This window comes from Pseudomonas phoenicis (assembly GCF_047302395.1).
Classification (GTDB): domain Bacteria; phylum Pseudomonadota; class Gammaproteobacteria; order Pseudomonadales; family Pseudomonadaceae; genus Aquipseudomonas.
In genome coordinates, this window is record NZ_CP154852.1 from 2,129,206 (window position 1) to 2,151,528 (window position 22,323).

Annotated in this window: 20 protein-coding genes and 1 riboswitch; of the genes, 10 read left to right on the forward strand and 10 right to left on the reverse strand. The window is 65.0% G+C overall.

Translation table 11 applies throughout. The features are described 5' to 3' along the window. The first annotated feature begins 65 nt into the window (after window positions 1-65). On the forward strand, window positions 66-884 hold the full coding sequence (locus AA0Z93_RS09610; protein WP_413045535.1) for a cobalamin-binding protein: 819 nt from the start codon (window positions 66-68) through the stop codon (window positions 882-884). Between the two features lie 188 nt (window positions 885-1,072). Here AA0Z93_RS09610 and dxs read toward each other — a convergent pair whose 3' ends face one another. The 5 genes from dxs to pobA all read right to left on the reverse strand — a co-directional run bounded on the left by dxs (window position 1,073) and on the right by pobA (window position 6,697). Further along, the gene (gene dxs / locus AA0Z93_RS09615) at window positions 1,073-2,968 is read right to left on the reverse strand and encodes a 1-deoxy-D-xylulose-5-phosphate synthase (protein WP_413045534.1); all 1,896 of its coding nucleotides are present in this window, start codon (window positions 2,966-2,968) and stop codon (window positions 1,073-1,075) included. Between the two features lie 162 nt (window positions 2,969-3,130). Further along, window positions 3,131-4,018 (reverse strand): (2E,6E)-farnesyl diphosphate synthase, encoded by an 888-nt coding sequence (gene ispA / locus AA0Z93_RS09620; RefSeq protein ID WP_413045533.1) that lies wholly within the window; start codon window positions 4,016-4,018, stop codon window positions 3,131-3,133. Next, window positions 4,015-4,260 (reverse strand): exodeoxyribonuclease VII small subunit, encoded by a 246-nt coding sequence (locus AA0Z93_RS09625; RefSeq protein WP_413045532.1) that lies wholly within the window; start codon window positions 4,258-4,260, stop codon window positions 4,015-4,017. Before AA0Z93_RS09625 ends, ispA begins: the two co-directional genes overlap by 4 nt. Before the next feature lie 312 nt (window positions 4,261-4,572). Continuing rightward, complete coding sequence (gene ribB / locus AA0Z93_RS09630; RefSeq protein ID WP_413045531.1) at window positions 4,573-5,214, reverse strand: 3,4-dihydroxy-2-butanone-4-phosphate synthase; 642 nt, start codon at window positions 5,212-5,214, stop codon at window positions 4,573-4,575. 79 nt (window positions 5,215-5,293) lie between these two features. Further along, window positions 5,294-5,435, reverse strand: a riboswitch (FMN riboswitch). A 77-nt stretch (window positions 5,436-5,512) separates the two neighbouring features. Continuing rightward, complete coding sequence (pobA, locus tag AA0Z93_RS09635; protein ID WP_413045530.1) at window positions 5,513-6,697, reverse strand: 4-hydroxybenzoate 3-monooxygenase; 1,185 nt, start codon at window positions 6,695-6,697, stop codon at window positions 5,513-5,515. A gap of 125 nt (window positions 6,698-6,822) precedes the next feature. On the opposite strand from pobA, the gene AA0Z93_RS09640 reads away from it, so the two are divergent. From AA0Z93_RS09640 to AA0Z93_RS09660, 5 genes are all read left to right on the forward strand, one after another. Then, complete coding sequence (locus AA0Z93_RS09640; RefSeq protein WP_413045529.1) at window positions 6,823-7,698, forward strand: helix-turn-helix domain-containing protein; 876 nt, start codon at window positions 6,823-6,825, stop codon at window positions 7,696-7,698. Between the two features lie 140 nt (window positions 7,699-7,838). Next, window positions 7,839-8,267 carry a TOBE domain-containing protein gene (locus AA0Z93_RS09645; protein ID WP_413045528.1) on the forward strand — a complete coding sequence of 143 codons (429 nt, stop codon included), beginning with the start codon at window positions 7,839-7,841 and terminating at the stop codon, window positions 8,265-8,267. A 261-nt stretch (window positions 8,268-8,528) separates the two neighbouring features. Next, window positions 8,529-9,512, forward strand: coding sequence for a DUF1852 domain-containing protein (locus tag AA0Z93_RS09650; protein WP_413045527.1), 984 nt, complete (start codon window positions 8,529-8,531; stop codon window positions 9,510-9,512). Between the two features lie 28 nt (window positions 9,513-9,540). After that, window positions 9,541-10,569 carry a methionine synthase gene (locus AA0Z93_RS09655; RefSeq protein WP_413045526.1) on the forward strand — a complete coding sequence of 343 codons (1,029 nt, stop codon included), beginning with the start codon at window positions 9,541-9,543 and terminating at the stop codon, window positions 10,567-10,569. 385 nt (window positions 10,570-10,954) lie between these two features. Next, window positions 10,955-11,395 (forward strand): hypothetical protein, encoded by a 441-nt coding sequence (locus AA0Z93_RS09660; RefSeq protein ID WP_413045525.1) that lies wholly within the window; start codon window positions 10,955-10,957, stop codon window positions 11,393-11,395. Between the two features lie 68 nt (window positions 11,396-11,463). Here AA0Z93_RS09660 and AA0Z93_RS09665 read toward each other — a convergent pair whose 3' ends face one another. Then, entirely contained in the window at window positions 11,464-12,420 is a 957-nt protein-coding gene (locus AA0Z93_RS09665) for a hypothetical protein (RefSeq protein WP_413045524.1), read from the reverse strand. A gap of 133 nt (window positions 12,421-12,553) precedes the next feature. On the opposite strand from AA0Z93_RS09665, the gene AA0Z93_RS09670 reads away from it, so the two are divergent. From AA0Z93_RS09670 to AA0Z93_RS09685, 4 genes are all read left to right on the forward strand, one after another. After that, entirely contained in the window at window positions 12,554-12,889 is a 336-nt protein-coding gene (locus tag AA0Z93_RS09670; RefSeq protein ID WP_413045523.1) for a hypothetical protein, read from the forward strand. Window positions 12,890-12,935: 46 nt separating this feature from the next. Further along, window positions 12,936-13,466, forward strand: a complete 531-nt coding sequence (locus AA0Z93_RS09675; RefSeq protein WP_413045522.1) for a sigma-70 family RNA polymerase sigma factor — start codon at window positions 12,936-12,938, stop codon at window positions 13,464-13,466. A gap of 2 nt (window positions 13,467-13,468) precedes the next feature. After that, window positions 13,469-14,437: a FecR domain-containing protein gene (locus tag AA0Z93_RS09680; RefSeq protein ID WP_413045521.1), complete on the forward strand. Its 969-nt coding sequence runs from the start codon at window positions 13,469-13,471 to the stop codon at window positions 14,435-14,437. Between the two features lie 84 nt (window positions 14,438-14,521). Then, on the forward strand, window positions 14,522-16,966 hold the full coding sequence (locus AA0Z93_RS09685; protein ID WP_413045520.1) for a TonB-dependent siderophore receptor: 2,445 nt from the start codon (window positions 14,522-14,524) through the stop codon (window positions 16,964-16,966). A gap of 9 nt (window positions 16,967-16,975) precedes the next feature. Here AA0Z93_RS09685 and AA0Z93_RS09690 read toward each other — a convergent pair whose 3' ends face one another. The 4 genes from AA0Z93_RS09690 to AA0Z93_RS09705 form a co-directional block, all read right to left on the reverse strand. Beyond that, window positions 16,976-17,446 (reverse strand): nuclear transport factor 2 family protein, encoded by a 471-nt coding sequence (locus tag AA0Z93_RS09690; protein WP_413045519.1) that lies wholly within the window; start codon window positions 17,444-17,446, stop codon window positions 16,976-16,978. 81 nt (window positions 17,447-17,527) lie between these two features. After that, on the reverse strand, window positions 17,528-18,361 hold the full coding sequence (locus tag AA0Z93_RS09695) for a hypothetical protein (RefSeq protein WP_413045518.1): 834 nt from the start codon (window positions 18,359-18,361) through the stop codon (window positions 17,528-17,530). Window positions 18,362-18,417: 56 nt separating this feature from the next. Further along, complete coding sequence (locus AA0Z93_RS09700; RefSeq protein ID WP_413045517.1) at window positions 18,418-20,259, reverse strand: hypothetical protein; 1,842 nt, start codon at window positions 20,257-20,259, stop codon at window positions 18,418-18,420. 12 nt (window positions 20,260-20,271) lie between these two features. Beyond that, window positions 20,272-21,831 (reverse strand): OmpA family protein, encoded by a 1,560-nt coding sequence (locus AA0Z93_RS09705; RefSeq protein ID WP_413045516.1) that lies wholly within the window; start codon window positions 21,829-21,831, stop codon window positions 20,272-20,274. Window positions 21,832-22,323 lie beyond the last annotated feature (492 nt).

The following is a 22,323-nucleotide window of genomic DNA, read 5'->3' on the forward strand; positions in this document are numbered from 1 at the left end:
CGCTCGGATGCGCCCTGTTCGAAGCGCACTGGGCCGTATGCCGTCACACGAAGGCGTCTGACCGAATGCGCGCACTGTGGCTGGGCATGTGGCTTTGCTCGGGCCTGGCGTTCGCCGACGCACCGCTGCGCGTAGTCAGCCTGGCGCCGTCGATGACCGACATCATGCTCGAATTGAACGCCCAGGACCTGCTGGTCGGTGTGCTCGACGGCAACGAGCGGTCCGCTGCGGTGCGCCACCTGCCCACGGTAGGGCGCTACGGGCAGCTCGACCTGGAACGCTTGCTCAGCCTCCAACCCGACCTCCTGCTGCTCTGGCCCGGCGCCGTACCGGCCGCCCAGCGCAAGCAATTGGACCGTCTGGGCATCGCCACTTTCAGCAGCGACCCGCACACCCTCGACCAGTTGATCGAACGGATCGAAGCCCTCGCCACGCGCATCGGCCGCGCCGAAGCCGGGCAGCGCCATGCCGTCGCGCTGCGCCAGCGGCTCCAGGCCCTACGCACGCACTACGCACGGGCAACGCCGGTGCAGGTGTTCTACCAAGTGTGGGATTCGCCGCTGTACACCCTGGGAGGTCGGCAGATCGTCAGCGATGCCCTGAGCGTATGCGGGGCGCACAACGTCTTCGCCGACCTGCCGCAGCCGGCCCCGTTGGTCAGCATAGAATCGGTGGTTCAGCGCGATCCGCAGGTGATTCTGGTCGGCGAACCGCGCCAGCTCGTCGCCTGGCAGGCCTGGCCGCAGCTCGATGCCGTGGCCGCTGGGCGCGTGAAGGTGGTGCCGGACAAGGGCCTCGAGCGACCCAGCGGGCAGATGATCGAAGCGACGGCACGGCTATGCGCCGTGTTGGAAGCTACAGCGCCGGCGCTCAGGCAGCGCTGAACAGGCATGGGCGGCCGGCTCGGCGCTCCGATTAGCCGCGATGGCCGGCGGCGCCGGCCCAATGGCCTTAATCCAGGCCGCACAGGATGAATGCGGCGCCTAGATCAGGGCCGCGTTGCGGCCCATCGCGGCTGATCGGAGCGCCGAACCGGCCGCTCCCACAGCGAGCACTTTAGGTGCGGCCGCTCTTACAAACCCAGCTTGGCCAGACGCGCGCGGATCGAGGCTTCGATACCGGCCGCGTCCAGGCCGCATTCGGCGAGCATCTGCGCAGGTTTGGCGTGTTCCACGTAGGAGTCCGGCAAGCCCAGTTGCAGCAGCGATTTGAGCACCGCCTCACGCGCCAGCAGCTCACCGACGGCCGAGCCTGCGCCGCCCATGATGGCGTTCTCTTCGATCGTCACCAGCAGTTCGTGGTTGGCGGCCAGTTCCAGTACCAGCGCTTCGTCCAGCGGTTTGACGAAACGCATGTCGACCACCGTGGCATCCAGCGTCTCGGCCACTTGCAGGGCCTCGGCCAGTTGCACGCCGAAGGCCAGCAGCGCCACCTTGCTGCCCTGGCGACGGACCACGCCCTTGCCGATCTCGAGGGGCTGCAGCTCGCGGGAAATCGGCGCGTTCGGGCCGGTGCCACGGGGGTAGCGCACGGCGGCCGGGCCATTGTAATGGTGGCCCGTGGTGAGCATCGCGCGCAGTTCGTTCTCGTCGCTCGGCGTCATCACCAGCATGCCGGGGATGCAGCGCAGGTACGACAGGTCGAAGCTGCCGGCATGGGTCGGGCCGTCTTCGCCCACCAGGCCGGCGCGGTCGATGGCGAACAGCACGTCGAGGTTCTGCACCGCGACGTCGTGGATCAACTGGTCGTAGGCGCGTTGCAGGAAGGTGGAATAGATCGCCACCACTGGCTTGCTGCCTTCGCAGGCCATGCCGGCGGCGAAGGTCACCGCATGCTGCTCGGCGATGGCCACATCGAAGTAGCGTTCCGGGTAGCGTTCGCTGAAGGCCACCAGGTCCGAGCCTTCCTTCATGGCCGGAGTGATGCCGACCAGGCGTGGATCGGCAGCGGCCATGTCGCACAGCCACTGACCGAACACGCTGGAGTATTTCGGGCCGCTGACGGCCTTGGGCGCGGCCGGCTGGTCCACCGGTTCCAGCTTGGTGATGGCGTGGTAGACGATCGGGTCCACTTCGGCGGGCGCGAAGCCCTTGCCCTTCTTGGTCACCACGTGCAGGAACTGCGGGCCCTTCAGATCGCGCATGTTACGCAGGGTGGCGATCAGCGTGGGCAGGTCGTGGCCGTCGATGGGGCCGATGTAGTTCCAGCCCAGCTCCTCGAACAGCGTGCCGGGCACCAGCATGCCCTTGGCGTATTCCTCGGTGCGGCGGGCGATTTCCCAGGCGCCCGGCAGGCGCGACAGCACTTTCTTGCTGCCCTCGCGCATGCTGGCGTAGGTGCGGCTGGAGAGGATCTTGGCCAGATAGTTGGACAGGCCGCCGACGTTGCGCGAAATCGACATGTCGTTGTCGTTGAGGATCACCAGCATGTCGGCGTCGACTTCCGGCGCGTGGTTCAGCGCCTCGAAGGCCATGCCGGCGGTCAATGCGCCGTCGCCGATCACGGCGATCGACTTGCGCGCCTGATCCTGCTGGCGGGCGGCGATGGCCATGCCCAGCGCGGCACTGATCGAGGTGCTGGAGTGCCCCACACCGAAGGTGTCGTAGACGCTTTCGGCGCGACGTGGGAAAGCGGCCAAGCCGTCTTTCTGGCGCAGGCTGAGCATCTGTTGGCGACGACCGGTGAGGATCTTGTGCGGATAGGCCTGATGGCCGACGTCCCACACCAAGCGGTCGTCGGGAGTGTCGAAGACGTAATGCAGGGCGATGGTCAGCTCGATGACGCCAAGGCCTGCACCGAAGTGCCCACCGGTCTGGCCCACGCTATAGAGCAGTTCCAGGCGCAACTCGTCGGCCAGGGTCTCCAGGTCGGCTTCGGCCAGGCGGCGCAGGCCGTCGGGCGTATCGGCGCGGTCGAGCAGCGGCGTGACCGGGCGTTCGCGGGGAATCTCTTGAAACGTCGTGGGCATCAGGCGAGTCGTTATAGGTTCGAAGACGTGGCAGTTTACCCCATCGGAGGAAAAGCTGCCCATGGACCGGGCGACGCAAGTCCGCTAAGGCGGACGGCGCCGGCCTGTGGCTGACCAGCGATGATGGGGTGCGATCGGGTGCTCGCGGCGCGGCGGCGTGCGTCAGTGACGACGCTCGACGATGTAGCGCGCAAGGGCCCGCAGGGGCTCGGCAGCTTCGCCCAACCCTTGCACTGCGACCAGCGCCTGGTCGCGCAGTTCGATGGCGAAGGCTTTGGCGGCATCCAGGCCGAGCAAGGCGGGGTAGGTCGGTTTGTCGCGGGCGATGTCGGCGCCCTGGCGCTTGCCGAGGGTGGCCGTGTCGCTTTCCACGTCGAGGATGTCGTCCTGCACCTGGAAGGCCAGGCCCACCGCACGGGCATAGGTCTGCAACGCCTCGAGCTGGGCAGGCTGTGCGCGACCGCTGGCCAGGGCGCCGAGGCGCACGCTGGCTTCGATCAGCGCGCCGGTCTTGTGTCGGTGCATGAAGGCCAGGGCCTGCTGGTCGAGGATCTGACCGACCGAACCGAGGTCGATGGCTTGGCCGCCGACCATGCCCGCCGGGCCGGCGGCGCTGGCCAGGGTCTGCACCATGCTCAGGCGCAGCGCTTCGCTCTGCGTGCTCAGGTGCGGGTCGAGCAGGGCGCTGAAGGCCAGGCTTTGCAGGCCGTCGCCGGCGAGAATCGCGCAGGCTTCGTCGAACGCCTTGTGGGTGGTCGGCTGGCCGCGGCGCAGGTCATCGTCGTCCATGGCCGGCAGGTCGTCGTGCACCAGCGAGTAGGCATGGATCAGCTCGACCGCGCAGGCCGCGCCGTTGGCCGCTTCGGCCGGCGCGCCCAGGGCTTCGCAAGCGGCGTAGGCCAGCAGCGGGCGGACCCGCTTGCCGCCGTTCATGACGCTGTAGCGCATGGCCGCGTAAAGGCGTTGCAGTTCTGGGGATGGGGCGTCGAACAGCGGTTGCAGGGCGGCATCGACCCGCGCCTGGCAGGTGGCCTGGTAGGCCGCGATCATGCTTCGGGCTCCGGGTCGAAAGGACGTGCCTTCAGCTCACCGTCACGCTCGAGCAGGATCTGCACCTTCTGCTCGGCCTGGGCCAGGGCGTCCTGGCAGTCACGGGTCAGGCCGATGCCTTTCTCGAACGCCGCCAGCGAGTCCTCCAGCGAAAGCTCTTCGTTTTCCAGGCGTTCGACCAGGGTCTGCAGCTCGGCGAGGGATTGTTCGAAATCGATGGAGGCTTTCTTGCGGGGGGCCATGGCGACGGTCTCGGTGGCGATGTCTATAACGGCGGGACACTAGCAGAGCGGGGCAGGGCTAGCAAATGGCTACGTGTCATGCCCGGGCGCACCCGAGCGCCGAGAGCGTGTGCGCTTTCCCTGCAAGGCCTGCTCGACCCTCGAACGCCTCAGCGCCTGTGTCGAGAGGCCGAGGCGCCGAGTGGCCGTGCCAGGTAGAGCGCTTCGGCGCCTGGCTCGGTAAGCGACCGAGCCAGGCGCCCGTTCAGACCGCCAGCGTCAGGTGCTGGCGCCCTGCCGGCCCGGGCGAAAGGCCACCGAGCCGGTTCGCGCTCACACGGCCAACGCTTCGCGCGCGCTCATGGCCTTGCGGTATTGCGCCAGCTCTTCGATGGTCAGCACCGGCAGCTGGTACTGGCGGGCATAGGTGCGCACCTGTTCGCCGCGGGCCATGCTGCCGTCCGGGTTCATCAGTTCACAGAGCACCGCAGCCGGGCGCAGACCGGCCAGTCGCGCCAGGTCCACCGAGCCTTCGGTGTGGCCACGGCGGGTCAGCACGCCGCCATTGCGCGCGCGCAGCGGGAAGACATGGCCAGGGCTGACGATGCGCCGGTCGCCTGGGGTGGAGTCGAGCGCCGCCTGGATGGTGGTGATGCGGTCCTGGGCCGACACGCCCGTGCTGACGCCTTCGGCGGCTTCGATGGTGACGGTGAAGCCGGTGCCGTGGCGGGCCTGGTTATTGGCCACCATGGGCGCCAGTTCCAGGGCATCGACCGTGGCTTCGTCCAGGCACAGGCAGACGATGCCGCTGCAGTCGCGGATCATCATGGCCATGCTCGACAGCGAGAGGTTTTCGGCGGCGGCGATGATGTCCGCTTCGTCCTCGCGGTCGTCGTCGTCGAGCAGCAGCACGGGCAGGCCGGCCTGGAAGGCGGCGATGGCGGCCGCGACGTTGGGGAATTGCGGGGTGGACATGGAAACGCTCCTCGTAACAGATCGATGAACGTCTCGGGGCGAACACAATGCGCGTGCAGGTACCCACCGGGGCACCTGGCTACGCCTTCTTTCATCCGGACTATGACCGTCGGCTCTGGAGTCGCACCAGATCTGCTGACCTCCGACCGGGTCGGAGCGCTCGCGGGCTCATCTTTCGATTTACCGCCGGTGGGGACTTGCACCCCGCCCTGAAGACCCGGCCAGCATACAGGCAAGGGTAGGCCCCTTGGCAACCGCGCGCGTCTACGACGTTGCTTGGGCAGGGGCCACGGACGCTTCACTCGATCGGCTCGTAGGGCAGCCCCACATAGTTTTCGGCAATGCTCTGGCGCCCCGCCGGCGAGCCGACGAAATAGTCCAGCTCGGCCTGCTGCATGCGTTGGCTGAAGGCGTCGGTGTCGGGGAAACGGTGCAGGAGGCTGGTCATCCACCAGGAAAACCGCTCGGCCTTCCAGACCCGCTTCAGGCAAACCGCCGAATAGCGTTGCAGCAGGTCACGGCGGCCTTCGCCATAGACCTTGCGCAGGATGCGGTACAGCGTGCTGACGTCGCTGGCCGCCAGGTTCAGACCCTTGGCTCCGGTCGGCGGCACGATGTGCGCCGCGTCCCCGACCAGAAACAGCTCGCCGTATTGCATGGGCTCGACCACGAAACTGCGCAACGGCGCGATGCTCTTCTCGATGGACGGGCCGGTCACCAAGCTGTCGGCGATGGGCGCCGGCAAGCGGCGCTTGAGCTCGGCCCAGAAGCGCTCGTCCGACCAGTCCTCGACCCGCTCCTGGTTGTCCACCTGGATGTAGTAGCGGGTGCGTGTGGGCGAGCGCAGGCTGCACAGGGCAAAGCCGCGCTCGTGGCTGGCGTAGACGAGCTCGTGGTTGACCGGCGGAGTATCGGCCAGCACGCCCAGCCAGCCGAAGGGGTAGACCCGCTCGAAGGTCTTCAGCACGCCTTCGGGAATCGACCGGCGCGACACACCGTGGTAACCGTCGCAGCCGGCGATCAACTCGCAGTCCAGGCGCATCGGCTGGCCGGCGTGGGTGAACGTGACGTAGGGCTTGCCGCTCTTGAGGCCGTGCACGGCCACGTCGCTCGCGCTGTAGAAGGTGGGCGCGGCAGTGTCGGCGCGGGCCTGCATGAGGTCGCGGGTGACCTCGGTCTGGCCGTAGATCATCACGCGCTTGCCGGCCGTGAGCTGCGCCAGGTCGATGTGCGCCAGGCGGCCGTCGAAGGCCAAGTCGAAACCGTCGTGGAGCAGGCCTTCGCGGTCCATGCGCGCACCCACTCCCGCTTCGCGCAGCAGGTCGACCGTGCCCTGTTCCAGCACGCCCGCGCGGATGCGGCCGAGCACATGCTCGGCGCTCTGGCGTTCGATGATGACGTTGTCGATGCCGGCCCGTTGCAGCAGTTGGCCGAGCAGCAGGCCCGAGGGGCCGGCGCCGATGATGGCGATCTTGGTATGCATTGTTGTTATCCTCACGGGCACTGCGGCCCAGGGTTTTTTTATCGAGCGTCTGCATTTTTGGCGGGTGGCACGCAGGAAAGAAGGCACTTTCCACGTACGTTCCTGGACTTTTCGAGGGTTGCGCCATGGCTCAGGCCGCGCTGTCGGTACCGGTCTTCAAGTTGTATGGCGAAACCGCCTGGCCGACCCCGGACTTGCTGCATTGCGAGTCGATTCCCGCCAGGAGCCGCTTGCACGACTGGCAGATCAAGAGCCACCGCCACGCGGACCTGATCCAGTTCCTGTACGTGCAGGCGGGCAGGGCACAGGTGTCGATCGAGGGCCAGGCACGCCAGCTCGGCCCCGGTACCTTGCAAGTGGTGCCGGTGATGAGCATCCACGGTTTCCGCTTCTCCGAAGACATCCAGGGCTGCATCCTCAGTCTCGCCAAGCCGGCCCTCGACGCCGTGGGTGCCGGCCTGCAAGGCCAGCCGTTCGACCAACCCGGCGCCTATGCGGCCGGGGCCGATCGCGGCCATCTGGACGACCTGTTCGCGCGGCTGCTGGACGAGTACGCCGTGCCACGCGCCGAGCGCGAGCTGATGTTGCACGCCTTGCTCGGCGCACTGCTGGTGTGGATCGCCCGCCGTGCCACCGAGCAGCCACAGCCGGCGGCGAGCGCGCAGGGCCGCGGGCAGCAGCATGTGGCGCAGTTCAACAGGCTGATCGAGCGGCACTTCAAGACGCACCGGCCCCTCGACTTCTACGCCCAGGCCATCGGCGTCAGCACCGCCCACCTCAACGCCCTGTGCCGACAGTTGGCCGGGCAGTCGGCATTGCAACTGCTCAACCAGCGCTTGACCCTCGAAGCCAAACGAAACCTGGTCTACACCGCCATGACCGTCAGCGAGGTCGCCGATAGCCTGGGCTTTAGCGAGCCTGCGTATTTTTCACGTTTCTTCAAGCGCGAAACCGGCTGTACGCCCAAGGGCTTTCGTCTGCAACGGCGTGGGCTGAGCTGAATACCGATGAGCGCTTTGACGCACAGGCAGGGTGCATCCGGGCATCTGTGAACTCAGTGTCCACGCTTGCACAAGCATTGGAGCGAACCGATCATGCGGCCACGATGTTCCGACTCCCCTAAACCCCATAGGATCTATCCATGAAAGTCAGTGCCCGTAACGTGTTCAAAGGTCAGGTCAGCCAGGTCCAGGAGGGCGCAGTGAATGCGGAAGTCGCTTTGACGCTGGCCGGCGGCGAGCAATTGGTCGCCGTGGTGACCATGGAAAGCGTGCGTAACCTCGGCATCGCGGTTGGCAAGCAAGCGCTGGCCCTGGTCAAGGCGCCCTGGGTCATGTTGATGACCGACGCCAGCGACATTCGCCTGTCGGCGCGCAACTGCCTCGAAGGCACTGTGGTCAGCGTCAACCATGGCGCGGTCAATGCCGAAGTGGTGATCGAGCTGGCCGGTGGCACCCAGGTGTATTCGATCGTCACCCGCGAGGCCGTCGAGGAGTTGAAATTGGCTCAAGGTGCCAGGGCCACGGCGATCATCAAGGCATCGCACATCATCCTGGGTGTACCCGCCTGAAATCAGCGGTGAACGGGGACCTGTCATTCTCCGTCAAGCGTTGGCTGCAGGTCCCAAGAGGTTCATCCACCGCGCTTCGGCGCGCGGTCATCTCGTCTCAACATGAATCCTGCTAAAGATCTTTTGAAAAAGGCTCATTAGTCGTCGTCGGCAGCCCTCCCTACACTGGCCCCCATCAGAACGGTGTTCCTACCCCCGCGCCAGCGTCAGCCAGTCGGGTAGGCACTGAACGTTCCCAACGCATCAGGGTGCCGGACCGACATGGCCAACGACTTCGTCTTCACCATCAAGCGCATTCGCTTCGATGAGCACTACCGGCCCGCGGAGAACACGCGGATCACCACCAATTTCGCCAACCTGGCCCGCGGCGAACGCCGCCAGGCCAACTTACGCAACACCTTGCAGATGATCGACAACCGCTTCAACGCTCTGGCCCATTGGGATAACCCCAATGCGGACCGTTACGCGGTGGAGCTGGACATCGTGTCGGTGGCGATGCAGGTGGCGGCGCCAGGCGTCGAAGGCCAGGGCACTGCGCTGCCGCTGATCGAAATGCTCAAGACCACCGTGCTCGACCGGCACACCGGCGAGCGCATCGACGGCATCGTCGGCAACAATTTCTCCTCATACGTGCGCGACTACGATTTCAGCGTGCGTCTGCCGCAGCGTACCGGCGCGAGCGAGGCCCCGGCGCAGTTCGGCGAGTTGCATGGCAAGCTGTTCAAGTGCTTCGTCAATTCGGCGGACTACCGGGCCCATTTCGGCAAACCGCCGGTGATTTGCCTGAGCGTGTCCAGCAGCAAGACCTACCAGCGCTGCGAAAACCACCACCCGGTACTGGGTTACGAGTACGTGCAGAGCGCGCACTCGCTGACCGACGACTACTTCGCCAAGATGGGCTTGCAGGTGCGCTACTTCATGCCCGCCAACAGCGTCGCGCCCCTGGCGTTCTATTTCGCCGGCGACTTGCTGGCCGACTACACCGCTCTGGAACTGATCAGCACCATCAGCACCATGGACACCTTCCAGAAGATCTACCGGCCCGAGATCTACAACGCCAATTCGGCGGCCGGCAAACGCTACCAGCCCAGCCTGCAGCACGAAGACTACTCGTTGACGCGCATCGTCTACGACCGCGAAGAGCGCAGCCGCCTGGCCCTCGAGCAAGGCCGCTTCGCCGAAGAACATTTCATCAAGCCCTACGGCGCCCTGCTCGAGCAGTGGTCCGCCGCTTACGCGCTTTGACACGCCCCGGACACAAGGTTATCGCCCGATGAACAAGCTGCTTCCCACCTCCACCGCCGGCAGTCTGCCCAAACCCGCCTGGCTGGCCGAACCCGAAACCCTCTGGTCGCCCTGGAAACTGCAGGGCGCCGAGCTGCTGGAGGGCAAGCAGGACGCGCTGCGCCTGGCCCTGCACGAGCAACGGCAAGCGGGCATCGACATCGTCAGCGACGGCGAGCAGACCCGCCAGCACTTCGTCACCACCTTCATCGAGCACTTGGACGGCGTCGACTTCGAGCGTCGCGAAACCGTGCGTATCCGCGATCGCTACGACGCCAGCGTGCCCACCGTGGTGGGTGCGGTGAGCCGGCAGAAGCCGGTGTTCGTCGAGGACGCCAGGTTCCTGCGGGCGCAGACCGACCAGCCGATCAAGTGGGCGCTGCCCGGCCCCATGACCATGATCGACACGCTGTACGACAACCACTACAAGCGCCGCGAAAAGCTCGCCTGGGAGTTCGCCAAGATCCTCAACCAGGAAGCCCGGGAACTAGAAGCGGCGGGGGTCGACATCATTCAGTTCGACGAACCGGCGTTCAACGTGTTCTTCGACGACGTCAACGACTGGGGCGTCGCTACCCTGGAGCGCGCCATCGAAGGCCTCAAGTGCGAAACCGCCGTACACATCTGCTATGGCTACGGCATCAAGGCCAATACCGACTGGAAGAAGACCCTGGGTTCGGAATGGCGGCAGTACGAGGAGGCTTTCCCCAAGCTGCAGCAGTCCAGCATCGACATCGTTTCACTGGAGTGCCACAACTCCCATGTGCCGATGGAGCTGATCGAACTGATCCGCGGCAAGAAGGTGATGGTGGGCGCCATCGATGTCGCCAACCACACCATCGAAACCCCCGAGCAAGTGGCCGACACGCTGCGCAAGGCCTTGCAGTTCGTCGATGCCGACAAGCTCTACCCATGCACCAACTGCGGTATGGCGCCGTTGCCGCGCCATGTGGCCAACGGCAAGTTGCGCGCGTTGAGCGCGGGGGCGCAGATCGTGCGGCGGGAGCTGACGCGCTGAAGCTGCGGTGCGCGTGCCCAATGCCGATCATTCAAGCAATCGGGCCCGCCTAACGGCTCGCCACGACACACCTCTACTGCCGAAGACTCCATGTCCAGGCCCAAAGCTTGCACGCTCAAGCCCCCTGTAGGAGCGGCTTTAGCCGCGATGGCCTGCGCAGCAGGCCCACCAACTACAATCGGATTCCGTCAGTTGCTCAATGGCCCCTCGATATAGGGCAACGCGGCCGCCCATCGCGGCTAAACGCAACGCCGAACCGACCGCCCCAACAAGGTCATCAGGTTGTGATTCCCAAACGCTTTGTTGTGAGCCACGGCCAGGCGCTTGGCACCTCGACACACGCCCCGTTTAATGCAGTCCATCTGACTTTCGAGGATCGAACACCATGTTGAAGTACCGCAAATGGGCCGCTGCCCTGATCGCCTCCCTGGCCTTGCTGAGCAGCCTGGCCCACGCTGAAGATCGCCCACCGGTGGCCGACAAGGTCGTGGCCTATGGCGGCGAGCACGGCGTCAAGGTCTGGACCCTGCGCATCGGCGAGCGCAGCGCCAACGAAGCGCTGGTGCAGGTCGAGGGCGTGGACAACGACTGGAACATGCGCATCCAGAAGATGAAGGTGGAGAAAACCGACAAGCGCACCACTTACTTCACCACCGTCGACGGCAAGCCGTACGCAGCCCTGATTATCCAGGGATCGGACAGCTGGAGCCCCAGCGAGCTGTACCTGCCGGGCGAGTCGCAGGTAATCAGGGTCGCGTATTCGGACGGGTTGTCGGAAGCGGGGAATGCGCAGGCGTTTTTGACTGATTATCTGAATCAGAAGTGATCGGTATCTCTTTGGCTGAATCGCGCCGATCACGCGCTTGAGTAGCGTTGTCGCACTGCCGCGTCCGATCACAAAGACGCGGCGGTGTCCGTTACAGAGGAGGGTATTACTGCAGGTTCAGGCGCGTAAGACGCTTTGGCGGGGTCGACGAACACCAGCGGTGCCAGCACCTCCACCTGGCCACTCTCATCGATCAAAGGCTCGAATCCCTTCATCGAAAACCTAGCCATGGCGGCTATGACCGCCGCGTCCAGTTCGGCGTTGCCCGAGCTGCGTGCGATACTGATTTTCGGTACTTGGCTGCCGGCACTGAACACCATTCGCAAGGTTGCATCGTTCACCGGGCCCGCCGCCATGGCTGCCTCCCGGACAGCCAGCACCGGCAGCGATTTGAGTCGCGGCGACATTTGCCCATGCGTAGCACGTACCCAGAGGTACTGATACCGCTGTCGTTGCGCGTTATCGAGCGTCTGCCCCTGCGCATGCAGGCGTGCTACTGCGTTCCAAGCCAGGTCGTCGAATCGGCGGATGGCGCCGATATACAGGCGCATGGCGGCGGCAGGGTCCTTGGCACCGCCCTTGCCTTGCTCGAGCAGGCGGCCGAGCTCGACTGCACCGGCTTCTTTGGCAAGACGGTAGAACAGTCGGGCTTTACGCAAATCCATAGGCTCCGCTAGTCCTTGTTCGGCCATCCACCCTAGAAACACGTAGGCCAGCGGGTTGCGTGGCGCAGCGGTCTGGAACAGCTCACGCGCCTTGTGCAGGTCTTGAGCGACGCCATACCGTTCCCCTTTGAAATACAGCGTGCCCAGCATGGTCATGCAGCCAGGATTGCCCGCCAGCGTTTGCGCCTCCAAGTAAGCGATGGCCTGCGTAGGCACCGGCAGGTCGTTGGTGAGGGCGATACACCGTAATGTGGCAAGTTCGTTGTCCGAGGCGGTGCGGGGGACTTCTATGTAGGGTCGGGCGCCATTACAGCCCGCAATGAATGCCAGGCCCAGCAGGACCAAAAGCCGCTTGCGCATGAGTGTCGTGTGTCCTTGTCGGTGGGCGCGTCCTGCGCAAAACATGCAGATTCGGTCAGGCAGGCCGAAAACAGGCGACCGGTTTGGCAGTGGAGCGTTTTTGAACGGGGAAGACCTTAAAGGACCGTTCACGATGGGCCAAGAACTCATTCGTTACTTTTTAGCCAGTTTCTTTGCAAAACATGCCGGTCTGTCAGACGTACGAGCCGTCGAGGAGGCTTATGACAAAGGCGGCCACTGGCAGAAAAGAAAACCTGCAATGCGAAATAGAAACCCATACCTGCTTCAGCACATCGATGTGGAAGGCGCCGTTCTGGCTCTAGCCGCAAGCAGGCTTCCAGGCCGCGACTCATCGATGACGGCAGAAAACCAACAATGGATCTGGCCGATCCATATTTGCCGCGAGAAAGGATCGACGGCAGCAAGTCCCCGACCACCTCGCATTGTGGTAAATGCGCCGCCCGACTAATATCGCGAACACTTCTCATTAGCTGCGTCGCCTCGTCGGGTCTACCATGTCCTCCCCCCATGCCCTCGATCACCCCGTACACCGCCTGTACACGCAGCACGCGCCGTGGCTGCTGAGGTTTCTCGGCCGTCGGCTGGGTAGCCGCATGGATGCGCCGGACCTGCTGCACGACACCTTCATGCGCGTGCTCGGCCGGCCGCGAATGCCGACCGATGAAGCCGGGGAGCGGTCGTTTCTGGCCGCCATCGCCAGCGGTTTGTGCATCGATCGCTGGCGCCGCCGGGAAGTGGAAAGCGCCTATCTGGCTGCGCTGGCCAGCCAACCGAACGCGGTGCAGCCTTCGCCCGAACAGAGCGCCATGGTGCTGGAAACCTTGATCGAGGTGGATGCCATGTTGGCCAGCCTGCCGCCTAAGGTGCGCGAAAGCTTTCTGCTGGCACAGCTCGACGGCATGCCCTACCGGCAGATCGCCGAACGCCTGGGGGTCAGCGAGCGCATGGTGAAGAAGTACATGGCCCAGGCGTTCGTGCATTGTGCGGTGCTGGGCGCGGAGCTCGACGGCGTGCTGGTGGAATGAGCATGGCGCCGGTCGGCCGCATCCGCCACGCCACCCTGCAACAGGCGGCGCAGTGGTACGTCGCATTGCAAGAGGCCGATTGCCCCGCCACGCTGCATCAGCAATGGCAGCACTGGCTCGCCCAGCACAGCGAGCACCAGGTGGCCTGGCACTACGTGGCGGGCGTGGGCGAACGCTTCGCGCCACTGCGCGAGCAGCCGGCGCCAACCGGGCAGGTGCTCAGGCAGGCGCGCACACCGGGCCTCACGCGTCGCCAAGGCGCCAAGGCACTGGCGTTGCTGGGTGTCGGCTCGCTGCTGGGGATGACGGGCTGGCGGGTCGCGGACCAGGCCGGCTGGACGGCGGACGTCGCCACGGGCGTCGGCACCCGGCGCCAGGTACGCCTCGACGATGGCAGCCAGCTCTGGCTCGGGCCGCGCACTGCGCTGGACACGCGCTTCGGCGGCTATGCCCGCGAGCTCGACCTGCGTTTTGGCGAGGTGCTGTTGCAAACCTCTGGTCGCGACAGCCGACCGCTGCGCATCAGCACCGAGTGCGGTGTGGTGCAGGTGGCCTCCGGCATGGCGCGCCTGGGTGTCCAGCAGCGACAAGGCCACACACGCTTGAACGTCTACCAAGGCCAAGCGAGTGTTTCCACGGCGCGCGGTCGTCTGCGCCAGCCAGTGCTCGCCGACCAGTCCATCGATTTCACGGCGACCCGGCTCGCCGCGCCCATGGCTGCGCAGGCTGCGGGCGAGTCTTGGACCTGGGGCGTGCTGGCGGCCGACGCCATGCCCTTGTCCGAGCTGGTCGACACGCTCGGCCGCTACCGGCATGGCCACCTGGGCTATGCGCCTGCCATCGCCGACCTGGCGGTGATGGGCACCTTTCCCTTGGACGACACCGAGCAGGCCTTGCGCCTGCTCGAGGCGGCGCTCCCTGTGCGGGTTCGGCGCCTGACCGACTGGTGGGTCAGCGTCGAACCTGCGTGAGGCAAACATAATTTCCCAATGGGTTCCCTTTTCCGGGCGTCGTCCGGTTCATCCCTTAGCACTCACTGTCTTCTGGGGATCACCATGCAGCCGCACCGCTCTTTCACCCTTTGTTTGGCGTTGTTCGCGCCTTCGACACTCTTTGCTCTGACGTCCTTGGCGCTCGCGTCGGGCACGGCGCAGGCCGCGCAGGCGGGCAGCGAACGAGGGTTCGACATCGCCGCAGGGTCTTTGAGCGGCGCGCTCAACCAGTTCAGCCGGCAGGCCGGCATCTACCTGGTAGGCAGCGATGCGCTGGCGCGGGGCAAAGTCAGCAACGGGCTGCGCGGGCGCTACGGCGTCGAGCAGGGGCTGCAGGCGCTGTTGCAGGGGTCGGGGCTGCAAGCGGTGGCGCAAGGCGCGTCCGGTTATGTGCTGCAGCCGGCGCCGGTGGCGAGCGGCGATGCCCTCGAGCTGCAGCCGACGTCGGTTACCGGCGCCCAGGTGCCGAGCGCCAACGCGCAAGCGGATGTCGGCTATCGCGCCGTCCAGTCGACCACCGCGAGCAAGACCAGTACCTCCCTGGCCGACACCCCGCGCTCGGTGTCGGTGGTGACGCGCCAACGCATGGACGACCAGAAATCCCAGACCCTGACCGAGGTGCTGGGTTACGTGCCCGGCATCTTCGCGCCGCCGTTCGCTGCCGGTGACGGCCAGGCGGGTGATCTGTTCTTCATCCGTGGCTTCAATGCGACTGACTACGGCTACGGCCTATTGCGCGACGGCCTGCGTGTGCAGGGCAACCGCTACGACACCACCAGCGAACCCTATGGCCTGGAACGCGTGGAAGTGTTCAGGGGGCCGACGTCCATCCTGTATGGCGAAAACGCCCCCGGTGGCGTAGTCAACCTGGTTAGCAAGAAGCCGACCCAGGACGCTCGTGGCCAGTTGCAACTGAGCTACGGTAGCCACGCGCGCCAACAACTGGGCATCGACGTGTCCGGGCCGCTCGACGATAGCGGCAACGTGTTAGGGCGCATGGTCATGCTCGGCCGCAAGTCGGGCACACAGGTGGATCATCAGCCGGACGATCGCCTTTATCTCGCGCCATCGCTGACGCTCAACCTCGACGATGCCAACACCTTGACCGTGCTGGGCACCTACCAGCGCGACCGCACGCTCATGGAGCTGGGCTACCCCGCAGCAGGCACCTTGCTGCACAACCCCAACGGCAAGATCGACAAGAGCGCGCTGCTCGGCAACCCCGACTGGGACGATTTCGAGCGCGAAACCTGGACCCTGGGTTACGAGTTCGCTCACATCTTCAATGACGCTTGGCAGTTCCGCCAGAACTCGCGGTACATGCAGTCGCGCATCGACCGCCAGGAGATCTGGCCGGGTAACCTGAACAACGGCGGTTTCGGCACCGTAGTGACGAACACGGCGTACGACCGCGACAACAAGTCCATCGCCTATTCCCTGGACAACCAGCTCGAAGGCAAGGTCCAGACGGGCGCGGTGGACAACACCGTGCTGCTGGGCGTGAGCCTGGACCGCACCTCGTTCAACCAAGACTGGAACGCAGGCTTCGGTGGCCGCGTGAATGTCTTCGACCCGGTCTACACTGGCCCGCCCGTGACCGCGACCGCAGTGCAGAACGCCTTGCTCGAACAGACCCTGTACGGCGCCTACACGCAGTTGCAAAGCCGGGTGGACAACTGGGTGCTGCTGCTGGGCGGGCGCTACGACCGGGTCAACAGTACCTACCGCAACAAGGCCGGCACCCTCAACGCGCCTGCCGACCTGGACTACTGGGACGGGCAGTTCACCTGGCAGGCCGGCCTGATGTACCAGTTCGACAACGGTGTGTCGCCGTACCTGAGCTATTCCACGGCCTACAACCCGACCCAGCAGGTCTCCAGCACCAGCGGCCCGCTCGAACCCACCACCAGCGAGCAGTACGAAGTGGGCGTGAAGTACGAGCCGGTCGGCTGGAAGACCGCCATCAGCGCCTCGGTGTACGACCTGCGCAAGAAAGACGATTCCCTGTACGACAGCACCGTCGGCGACTACCGCAACGTCGGTCGCAGCCGCGCCAAGGGCGTGGAGCTGGAAATCAACAGCGACCTGACCGATAGCCTCAGCCTGACCTCGGCCTACACCTACACCGATTCGCGCATCACCCAGGACGCGCCCGGCTCGCTGCTCGAAGATCGGCAAATGACCGGCGTACCGCGCAACCAGCTGTCGCTGTGGGCGAACTACCGCTTCCTCGACGAGGGGCTCAAAGGCCTGCGCATCGGCGCCGGCGTCCGTCACTTCGACAGCACCTTCGCCTACACCAGCCCGGCGTTGTACGGCACGCTCGACAGCGGCGACGTCACCTTGGTCGATGCGGCAGTGGGGTACGCGATCGACGCGCAATGGTCGGCCGAACTCAATGCGCGGAACCTGCTGAACAAGGAGTACGCGACCGGCTGCAACAACGCCGGGCGTTGCTACTGGGGAGAGGAGCGCACGTTGCTGGCGACTTTGACTTACAACTGGTGAAGCACCGATTCAAAACGGTGTATTGCTATTGGCCACTTGCGCCGGCACATCCTGGATCACGTCCCAGTGTTCGACGATCTTGCCCTGGCGCACGCGGAAGATGTCCACGACGGCCTGGCCACGGTCGCTCGCACCGTCAGTGGAATGCACATGCAGGTAGACCAGATCGCCGTCGGTGGCGCTGCGCACGATGCGGGCGCGCGACTGCGGATGGTCTTTGAAGTAGCCGGTGAAGTAGTCCACGAACGGCGCCTTGCCGTCCGGCACGCTGGGGTTGTGCTGTTTGTAGTCGTCCGTCACCACCTGCGCCGCTTGTGCCACGTCGTGCTGGTTGAAGAAGCGTTCATAGAACTGGATGACCAAGGCGCGGTTGGCCTCTTCGGTGGCCAGGTCGCGGGGTGCGGGGGCGGCAGAGGCGGCGGCGCTTGCGGCCAGCAGGACGGCGGCGGTGAGCGCCAGCGTTTTCAGAGCGTGTGCCATGCTGAGTTTCCTTCTAGTGGACGACATCGAATCAGGGAACGATGGTGCACCTGGCAGCGCAAGGCCGCCAGGCTGATCCGGCTATTCGACAGCCGTCGTCAACTCAGGATTGCCAAAGCCTGCAAGCGTGGCGTTCGATTCCTTGAAGTAGGTGCTCCAGAACTGTTCCAGGTTCTGGATCATCTTGCCGCTGCGGTAGCCGTTCTTGGCGGTGGTCGGTATGAACGCAGCGCCGTGCACGTAGACGCGCGCGCCGTTGAAGTCGCCCAGCAGGTGTTGCTTCTCGACCTTGGCGATTTCGGCCTTCGGATCGATCTGACGGATGCCGTTGGACTGGTAGAAGCTTGCGAAGTCGCTGTACTCCAGCATGTCGGACATCACCAGGACGACGTGCTCGTCGACGCCTTCGGCCTTGGCCATGTCCTCGCCCACGGCTTTGAGGCTGAACAGGATTTCACTGCGGGGAATGTCCGAACTGGACTTGCCCATGGTGGCGGCGAAGGCCTTGCCGAAGCCTTTGAACAACTGCGCCGGTTGGTTCTTCAGGCAGGACTGGAATTTACGCGTAGCCATCATCGGTACGCTGCCCAATACCTTTTCGTCGATCGGCCGCTCCAATTCGCCGGCATAACGCAAGCGGGTGTAGTGGCCTTCGAGGTACGCGCTGAAGGCGTACAGACGGATCTTGTCGCCTGGCTGCATGAAACGCTTGATGTGGCCCCAGGCCGTGCGTTGCAGGTCTTGGGTCAGGGGCGTGGTCTGGTCCACGACGACGGTCAGCATGCGGCCGGACGGCGCCGTGCGGAACGCGTCGATGCGGGCTTGGGCGTAGCAGCTGGGTACGTCGTTGCGCTCGGCTGCCAGCAGCGCGGTGGGTGCTAGCAGCAGCGCCAGCGCCAGGCTCTTGAAGTTCATGGTGCCTCCGGAAATGGGGTAGGGCGGCTGCGCGAGGACGCAGCCGCTCGGTCGCGCTAGACGCTTTGCTTGACCATCAGTTGCAGGCGGCGCGCGCGCTTGATGGTATCGAGGTCGGTGCCTTTGGCGGTTGCCACGAACGCCAGGTCGTCCTCGTGGAACTCGGTCAGGTCACCGAACTGGTGCGGGTCGAAAGCGCCGGCTGCTGGTGCTGTGGGCGCCGCTGCCACAGGTGCCACAGGGGGCGCAAGAGGCGCTGGCGGCGCCTGCACGACGGCCACCACCGGCTGGGTTTCCACGGGCACGTTCACTTGCACGGCCACGGTCGGTGCCGGTGCCGCCGCCGCCGCGGCCGGTGCCAGGAAGGTTTTCGCTACGCTGCGGAACGTGTCGCGAAGCTGGAACAGGGCAGGGTCATCGATCTGGTTCAGGCGTGGCAATGCGACGCGAATGATTTCATCGATGCGCGCAGCATCGTTGTTGGCGATCGCCATGTTCAGGTCGGCGGTGGACTTCTTGATGTAGTTTTCCAACACCGCCCGGCTGTCCTTGCCCAGTTGGTCGGCGATGGCTTTCTGATCGGCCCAGGCCCTACCCGCATCCTGCTCTTCGATGAAGCGGTTGAAGGTGCGGCGCACGTTGTCTGTGCGCAGTGCCTCGCGATCGCCGCCTTTGACGCGGAACCGCGCCAACTGCAGCGCCTGCAGCTTGCCGAGGGCCGATTGGGCGTCGTTGGCGATGCTGCGCGCTTTGCCCTGGTGGTAACGGGTGAACTCGCTGGCGCTGGAGAACTTGTGCACCAACTCCCAGGCCTTGCGCGAGTAGGTGCCGGCGAAACCGTAGGTGTAGGCCAGGAAGGTCGAGGTGAACTGGATGAAGATGAACAGGGCGCTCAATACCGCGAACGTCACGAGGCTGGCGCGGTGCAGCGCATCGATCTGGTCCTGGGCGGATTTGCCGGCAGTGTCGTTGGCGATGGACTGCATCTCGCTCGGCAGCGGGAAGTCGTCTTCGCTGCTGGCCGGGAAATCGTCGGCGCCTTGCGAGACGGCCGGGGGGTTGGCGATCAGTTCGGCCTCTTGTGCGTTGAGCGTCTCGGTACGCACCCAGAACGCGGCCACGGCCAGAATGACGATGAACAGGGCATAGCCGATCACGATGCCGTAGCGCCTGGCCGGCATGGCGCCATCCTGCGGCACCTTCACCCGGTTGAGCATGCGCTGGTATTCAGGGCGCTCGTCGTCGATGTGGGTGTTGTCGATGGTCACGATGTCACGGGACACCATGTCGCCATCGGCACCGCCGTGACGCAGCTCCTCGTAGCCCATGATCTTGCTGACGATGTTGTTGAGGTAGAGCTGGCGGCCGGCGAACTCGGACAGGAACACGCCGATGATCGAGATGACCAGGCCGATGCCGAATGCGCCTGCCACGGCGGTGTCGGGGGTGGCGAGCGTCAGCGCGAACGGCGCGAGCGCGTAGCCGAACGCCGTGGCTTCGATCAGCATCAGGACGATGATGATCGCCCACATGGCGAAGCCTTTCTCCTTGCGGTTGTCCTCGCCGATCTTGCCCAGGTAGTCCTGGCAGCGCTTGAAATGCGCTTCGGACGGCTGGTGGTCGCGGTAGTAGGTTTCGTATTTCAGGTTCAGTTGGTTTTCCGACTCGTAAAAGCCGACGGCGTCCGGGTTCTTCGGCGTTGGCTGCTCCTTGGAGCCCGGATTCTTCACCCAATGCGCCAGGTAGCCGACCCAAGGGGTGTTGATGCGCGCCTTCATCAAGGCGTAGCGCACCTCGTACCAGTGGATGATGATCGGGATGGCCAGGAACGTCAGCAGGACGATGGGCAGGACGACGTGCCAGTAGCTGGCGAAAAACGTCTGGATGGTTTCAAGCATGGGTACTTCTCCTTAGCCGCGCTTCAGCGGTCGGAACTGCGCCACATAGGCGTCACCCTGTTTCGGGTAATAGATTTCGCCGGCCACCGCATTGCCTGCGCGTTTGTCGAACACGATGTCCATGCAGGACACCGGGGCGCTCTTCTGGTCGAGCGCGAACACGCGGTAGAGCACCTGGATTTCACCTTCGTAGGTGTTGGCCACCGACTTGAAGGCGGCGGAATCCTGCTTGCTGGCGGTACCGACGTTCGAGGTGAACTGCATGAGCGGGGCACCGGCGGCGGCACCGCTGCCGCGTAGCACTGCAACCGGGCCGACGGCGGCCACATGGCCGTTGACTTTGCTTGCCCAGACGCCGCCGTTGAGGCCCGGCAGGAAATCGATGGTCGAGTAGTCCTTCAGCGCCGTGCCGGTGGCCAGGTTCTTCACTTCGCCTGCGACTCGTGGCAGATCGCCAACGCATGAGGTGGCGGGCGCATCCGCGTAGGCTGGCGTGATCAGGGAAAAGGTCGAGCGCTTGGGCTGGATGCTCGATGCCAGCATCGAGCTGGTCGTGGTCACCGGCACGCCGCCAAAGTCGATGCCGCCTTTGCCTGCGAGTTGCACCACGGCCTCAGGGGTGGCGGCAGGTGTGGGCGCCTTCTCGCTGACTGGAGCGGGCGGCTTGGCGGGCGTGCCCACGGGCCGCTTCGCCGTGGTGGCGACGCGCGTGGTCCTGGTTGTGGGGTCAGGCTTGGCGGTGGCCTTTTTGGCCTTGGGCTTGGCCGTGTCCTTGGAGGCGACGGCGGTGCCATGGGCCAGGTACTTGGCGCTGGAGCGTTCTTCACGCACGCGCTGCGCCAGAACCTGCTCGTTGTCGACTTCGACGATCTCGACCCGGCGGTTCTTGGCCTTGCCGGCGTCGGTGCTGTTGTCTGCCACGGGCCGTGCCGAGCCTGCGCCCTGGAAGAAGATGTCCTGCTTGGGCACGCCGATCGCGGCCATCAGGTCAGCGACAGTTTGGGCGCGTCGCTCGGACAGGCGCTGGTTGACTTCGGCACCGCCCGACGAGTCGGTATGGCCGACCACCAGAAGCTTCTTGGCGGACGCCCCTCGCTGGGTGGCGGCGCGATCGCGCGCGAATTCCTGGGCCATCACGCTCAGCTTGCGATAGCCCTCGCTGGTCAGGGTTGCCGAACCCGAAGGGAACATCTCGGCGACTTCGATCTGCGCTTCCACACCGACGGACTTCGTCTGACCGCGGGCATCGACCATTTGCACTTCCCGCACGTCAGCGGTCAGCCCCTGTTGGGCCGCCACCGCCTTCAGACGATCGACGCGCTGCTTGTACGCATAAAGACCGGCACAGCCCACCGCTCCGCCAGCGACGGCGCCGCTGGCAATCTGTTTGCCGTTGCCACCGGCGGCCGCGACGATGGCGCCGACGGCGAGCGAACCGATGACGGCGCCGGCACCACAGGCAAATCCGTCGGAACGATCGCCCAGGGTTTTATCGATCGTCGCGCAACCACTGAGGCCCACGGCAATGGCCGTAGCGAGTACTGTGCGCTGCATTGTCTTGGTGTTCAGCATTCCCTTCCTCTTCCTTCGGCCCAAACCGGGCGAATACCAGCGTTTGCGCTGAAACGGGCGCAGCGTCGGCCATGGTTTTGGTATGTGGATGGCGCCGCGACGGCGTCATCGGACGTTCATGCTCTGGGGGCACCGGCCGAATCGACCCTGCGCAGCCGATTCGCTCAAGGCGTGATCGAGTGCGAGCGTATGACAGGAGGGGAGGTAGAAAGCGACTCCATGCTCTGTGCTATGCGCCGTCCAGGGCGGTACGTGGCAGTTTGCTACCTTACTGTTTCAGTATCCGGATGTGAATAAGTACGTCGGGTCGTCGGAAGGGCCAGCCTCCAGACGTCCGGCGTCGACCTTCGGCCGAACGAACGGGGGGATTCTACGCGCAATTGGGCTCGATGTTGCCGTCTTTGCCGGGGTTGCTCGAACGCCTCGAAGCAGAGACCCGCAGACGTTGCCTGCGGGCCGAGGGGTGCAGCCTGCGCGCCGGTCACACACCGG

Bases quoted from the DNA above. Each gene is read 5' to 3' on its own strand.
- AA0Z93_RS09610 (WP_413045535.1), top strand. From the start codon at position 66: ATGCGCGCACTGTGGCTGGGCATGTGGCTTTGCTCGGGCCTGGCGTTC.
- dxs (WP_413045534.1), bottom strand. From the start codon at position 2,968: ATGCCCACGACGTTTCAAGAGATTCCCCGCGAACGCCCGGTCACGCCG.
- ispA (WP_413045533.1), bottom strand. From the start codon at position 4,018: ATGATCGCGGCCTACCAGGCCACCTGCCAGGCGCGGGTCGATGCCGCC.
- AA0Z93_RS09625 (WP_413045532.1), bottom strand. From the start codon at position 4,260: ATGGCCCCCCGCAAGAAAGCCTCCATCGATTTCGAACAATCCCTCGCC.
- ribB (WP_413045531.1), bottom strand. From the start codon at position 5,214: ATGTCCACCCCGCAATTCCCCAACGTCGCGGCCGCCATCGCCGCCTTC.
- pobA (WP_413045530.1), bottom strand. From the start codon at position 6,697: ATGCATACCAAGATCGCCATCATCGGCGCCGGCCCCTCGGGCCTGCTG.
- AA0Z93_RS09640 (WP_413045529.1), top strand. From the start codon at position 6,823: ATGGCTCAGGCCGCGCTGTCGGTACCGGTCTTCAAGTTGTATGGCGAA.
- AA0Z93_RS09645 (WP_413045528.1), top strand. From the start codon at position 7,839: ATGAAAGTCAGTGCCCGTAACGTGTTCAAAGGTCAGGTCAGCCAGGTC.
- AA0Z93_RS09650 (WP_413045527.1), top strand. From the start codon at position 8,529: ATGGCCAACGACTTCGTCTTCACCATCAAGCGCATTCGCTTCGATGAG.
- AA0Z93_RS09655 (WP_413045526.1), top strand. From the start codon at position 9,541: ATGAACAAGCTGCTTCCCACCTCCACCGCCGGCAGTCTGCCCAAACCC.
- AA0Z93_RS09660 (WP_413045525.1), top strand. From the start codon at position 10,955: ATGTTGAAGTACCGCAAATGGGCCGCTGCCCTGATCGCCTCCCTGGCC.
- AA0Z93_RS09665 (WP_413045524.1), bottom strand. From the start codon at position 12,420: ATGCGCAAGCGGCTTTTGGTCCTGCTGGGCCTGGCATTCATTGCGGGC.
- AA0Z93_RS09670 (WP_413045523.1), top strand. From the start codon at position 12,554: ATGGGCCAAGAACTCATTCGTTACTTTTTAGCCAGTTTCTTTGCAAAA.
- AA0Z93_RS09675 (WP_413045522.1), top strand. From the start codon at position 12,936: ATGTCCTCCCCCCATGCCCTCGATCACCCCGTACACCGCCTGTACACG.
- AA0Z93_RS09680 (WP_413045521.1), top strand. From the start codon at position 13,469: ATGGCGCCGGTCGGCCGCATCCGCCACGCCACCCTGCAACAGGCGGCG.
- AA0Z93_RS09685 (WP_413045520.1), top strand. From the start codon at position 14,522: ATGCAGCCGCACCGCTCTTTCACCCTTTGTTTGGCGTTGTTCGCGCCT.
- AA0Z93_RS09690 (WP_413045519.1), bottom strand. From the start codon at position 17,446: ATGGCACACGCTCTGAAAACGCTGGCGCTCACCGCCGCCGTCCTGCTG.
- AA0Z93_RS09695 (WP_413045518.1), bottom strand. From the start codon at position 18,361: ATGAACTTCAAGAGCCTGGCGCTGGCGCTGCTGCTAGCACCCACCGCG.
- AA0Z93_RS09700 (WP_413045517.1), bottom strand. From the start codon at position 20,259: ATGCTTGAAACCATCCAGACGTTTTTCGCCAGCTACTGGCACGTCGTC.
- AA0Z93_RS09705 (WP_413045516.1), bottom strand. From the start codon at position 21,831: ATGCTGAACACCAAGACAATGCAGCGCACAGTACTCGCTACGGCCATT.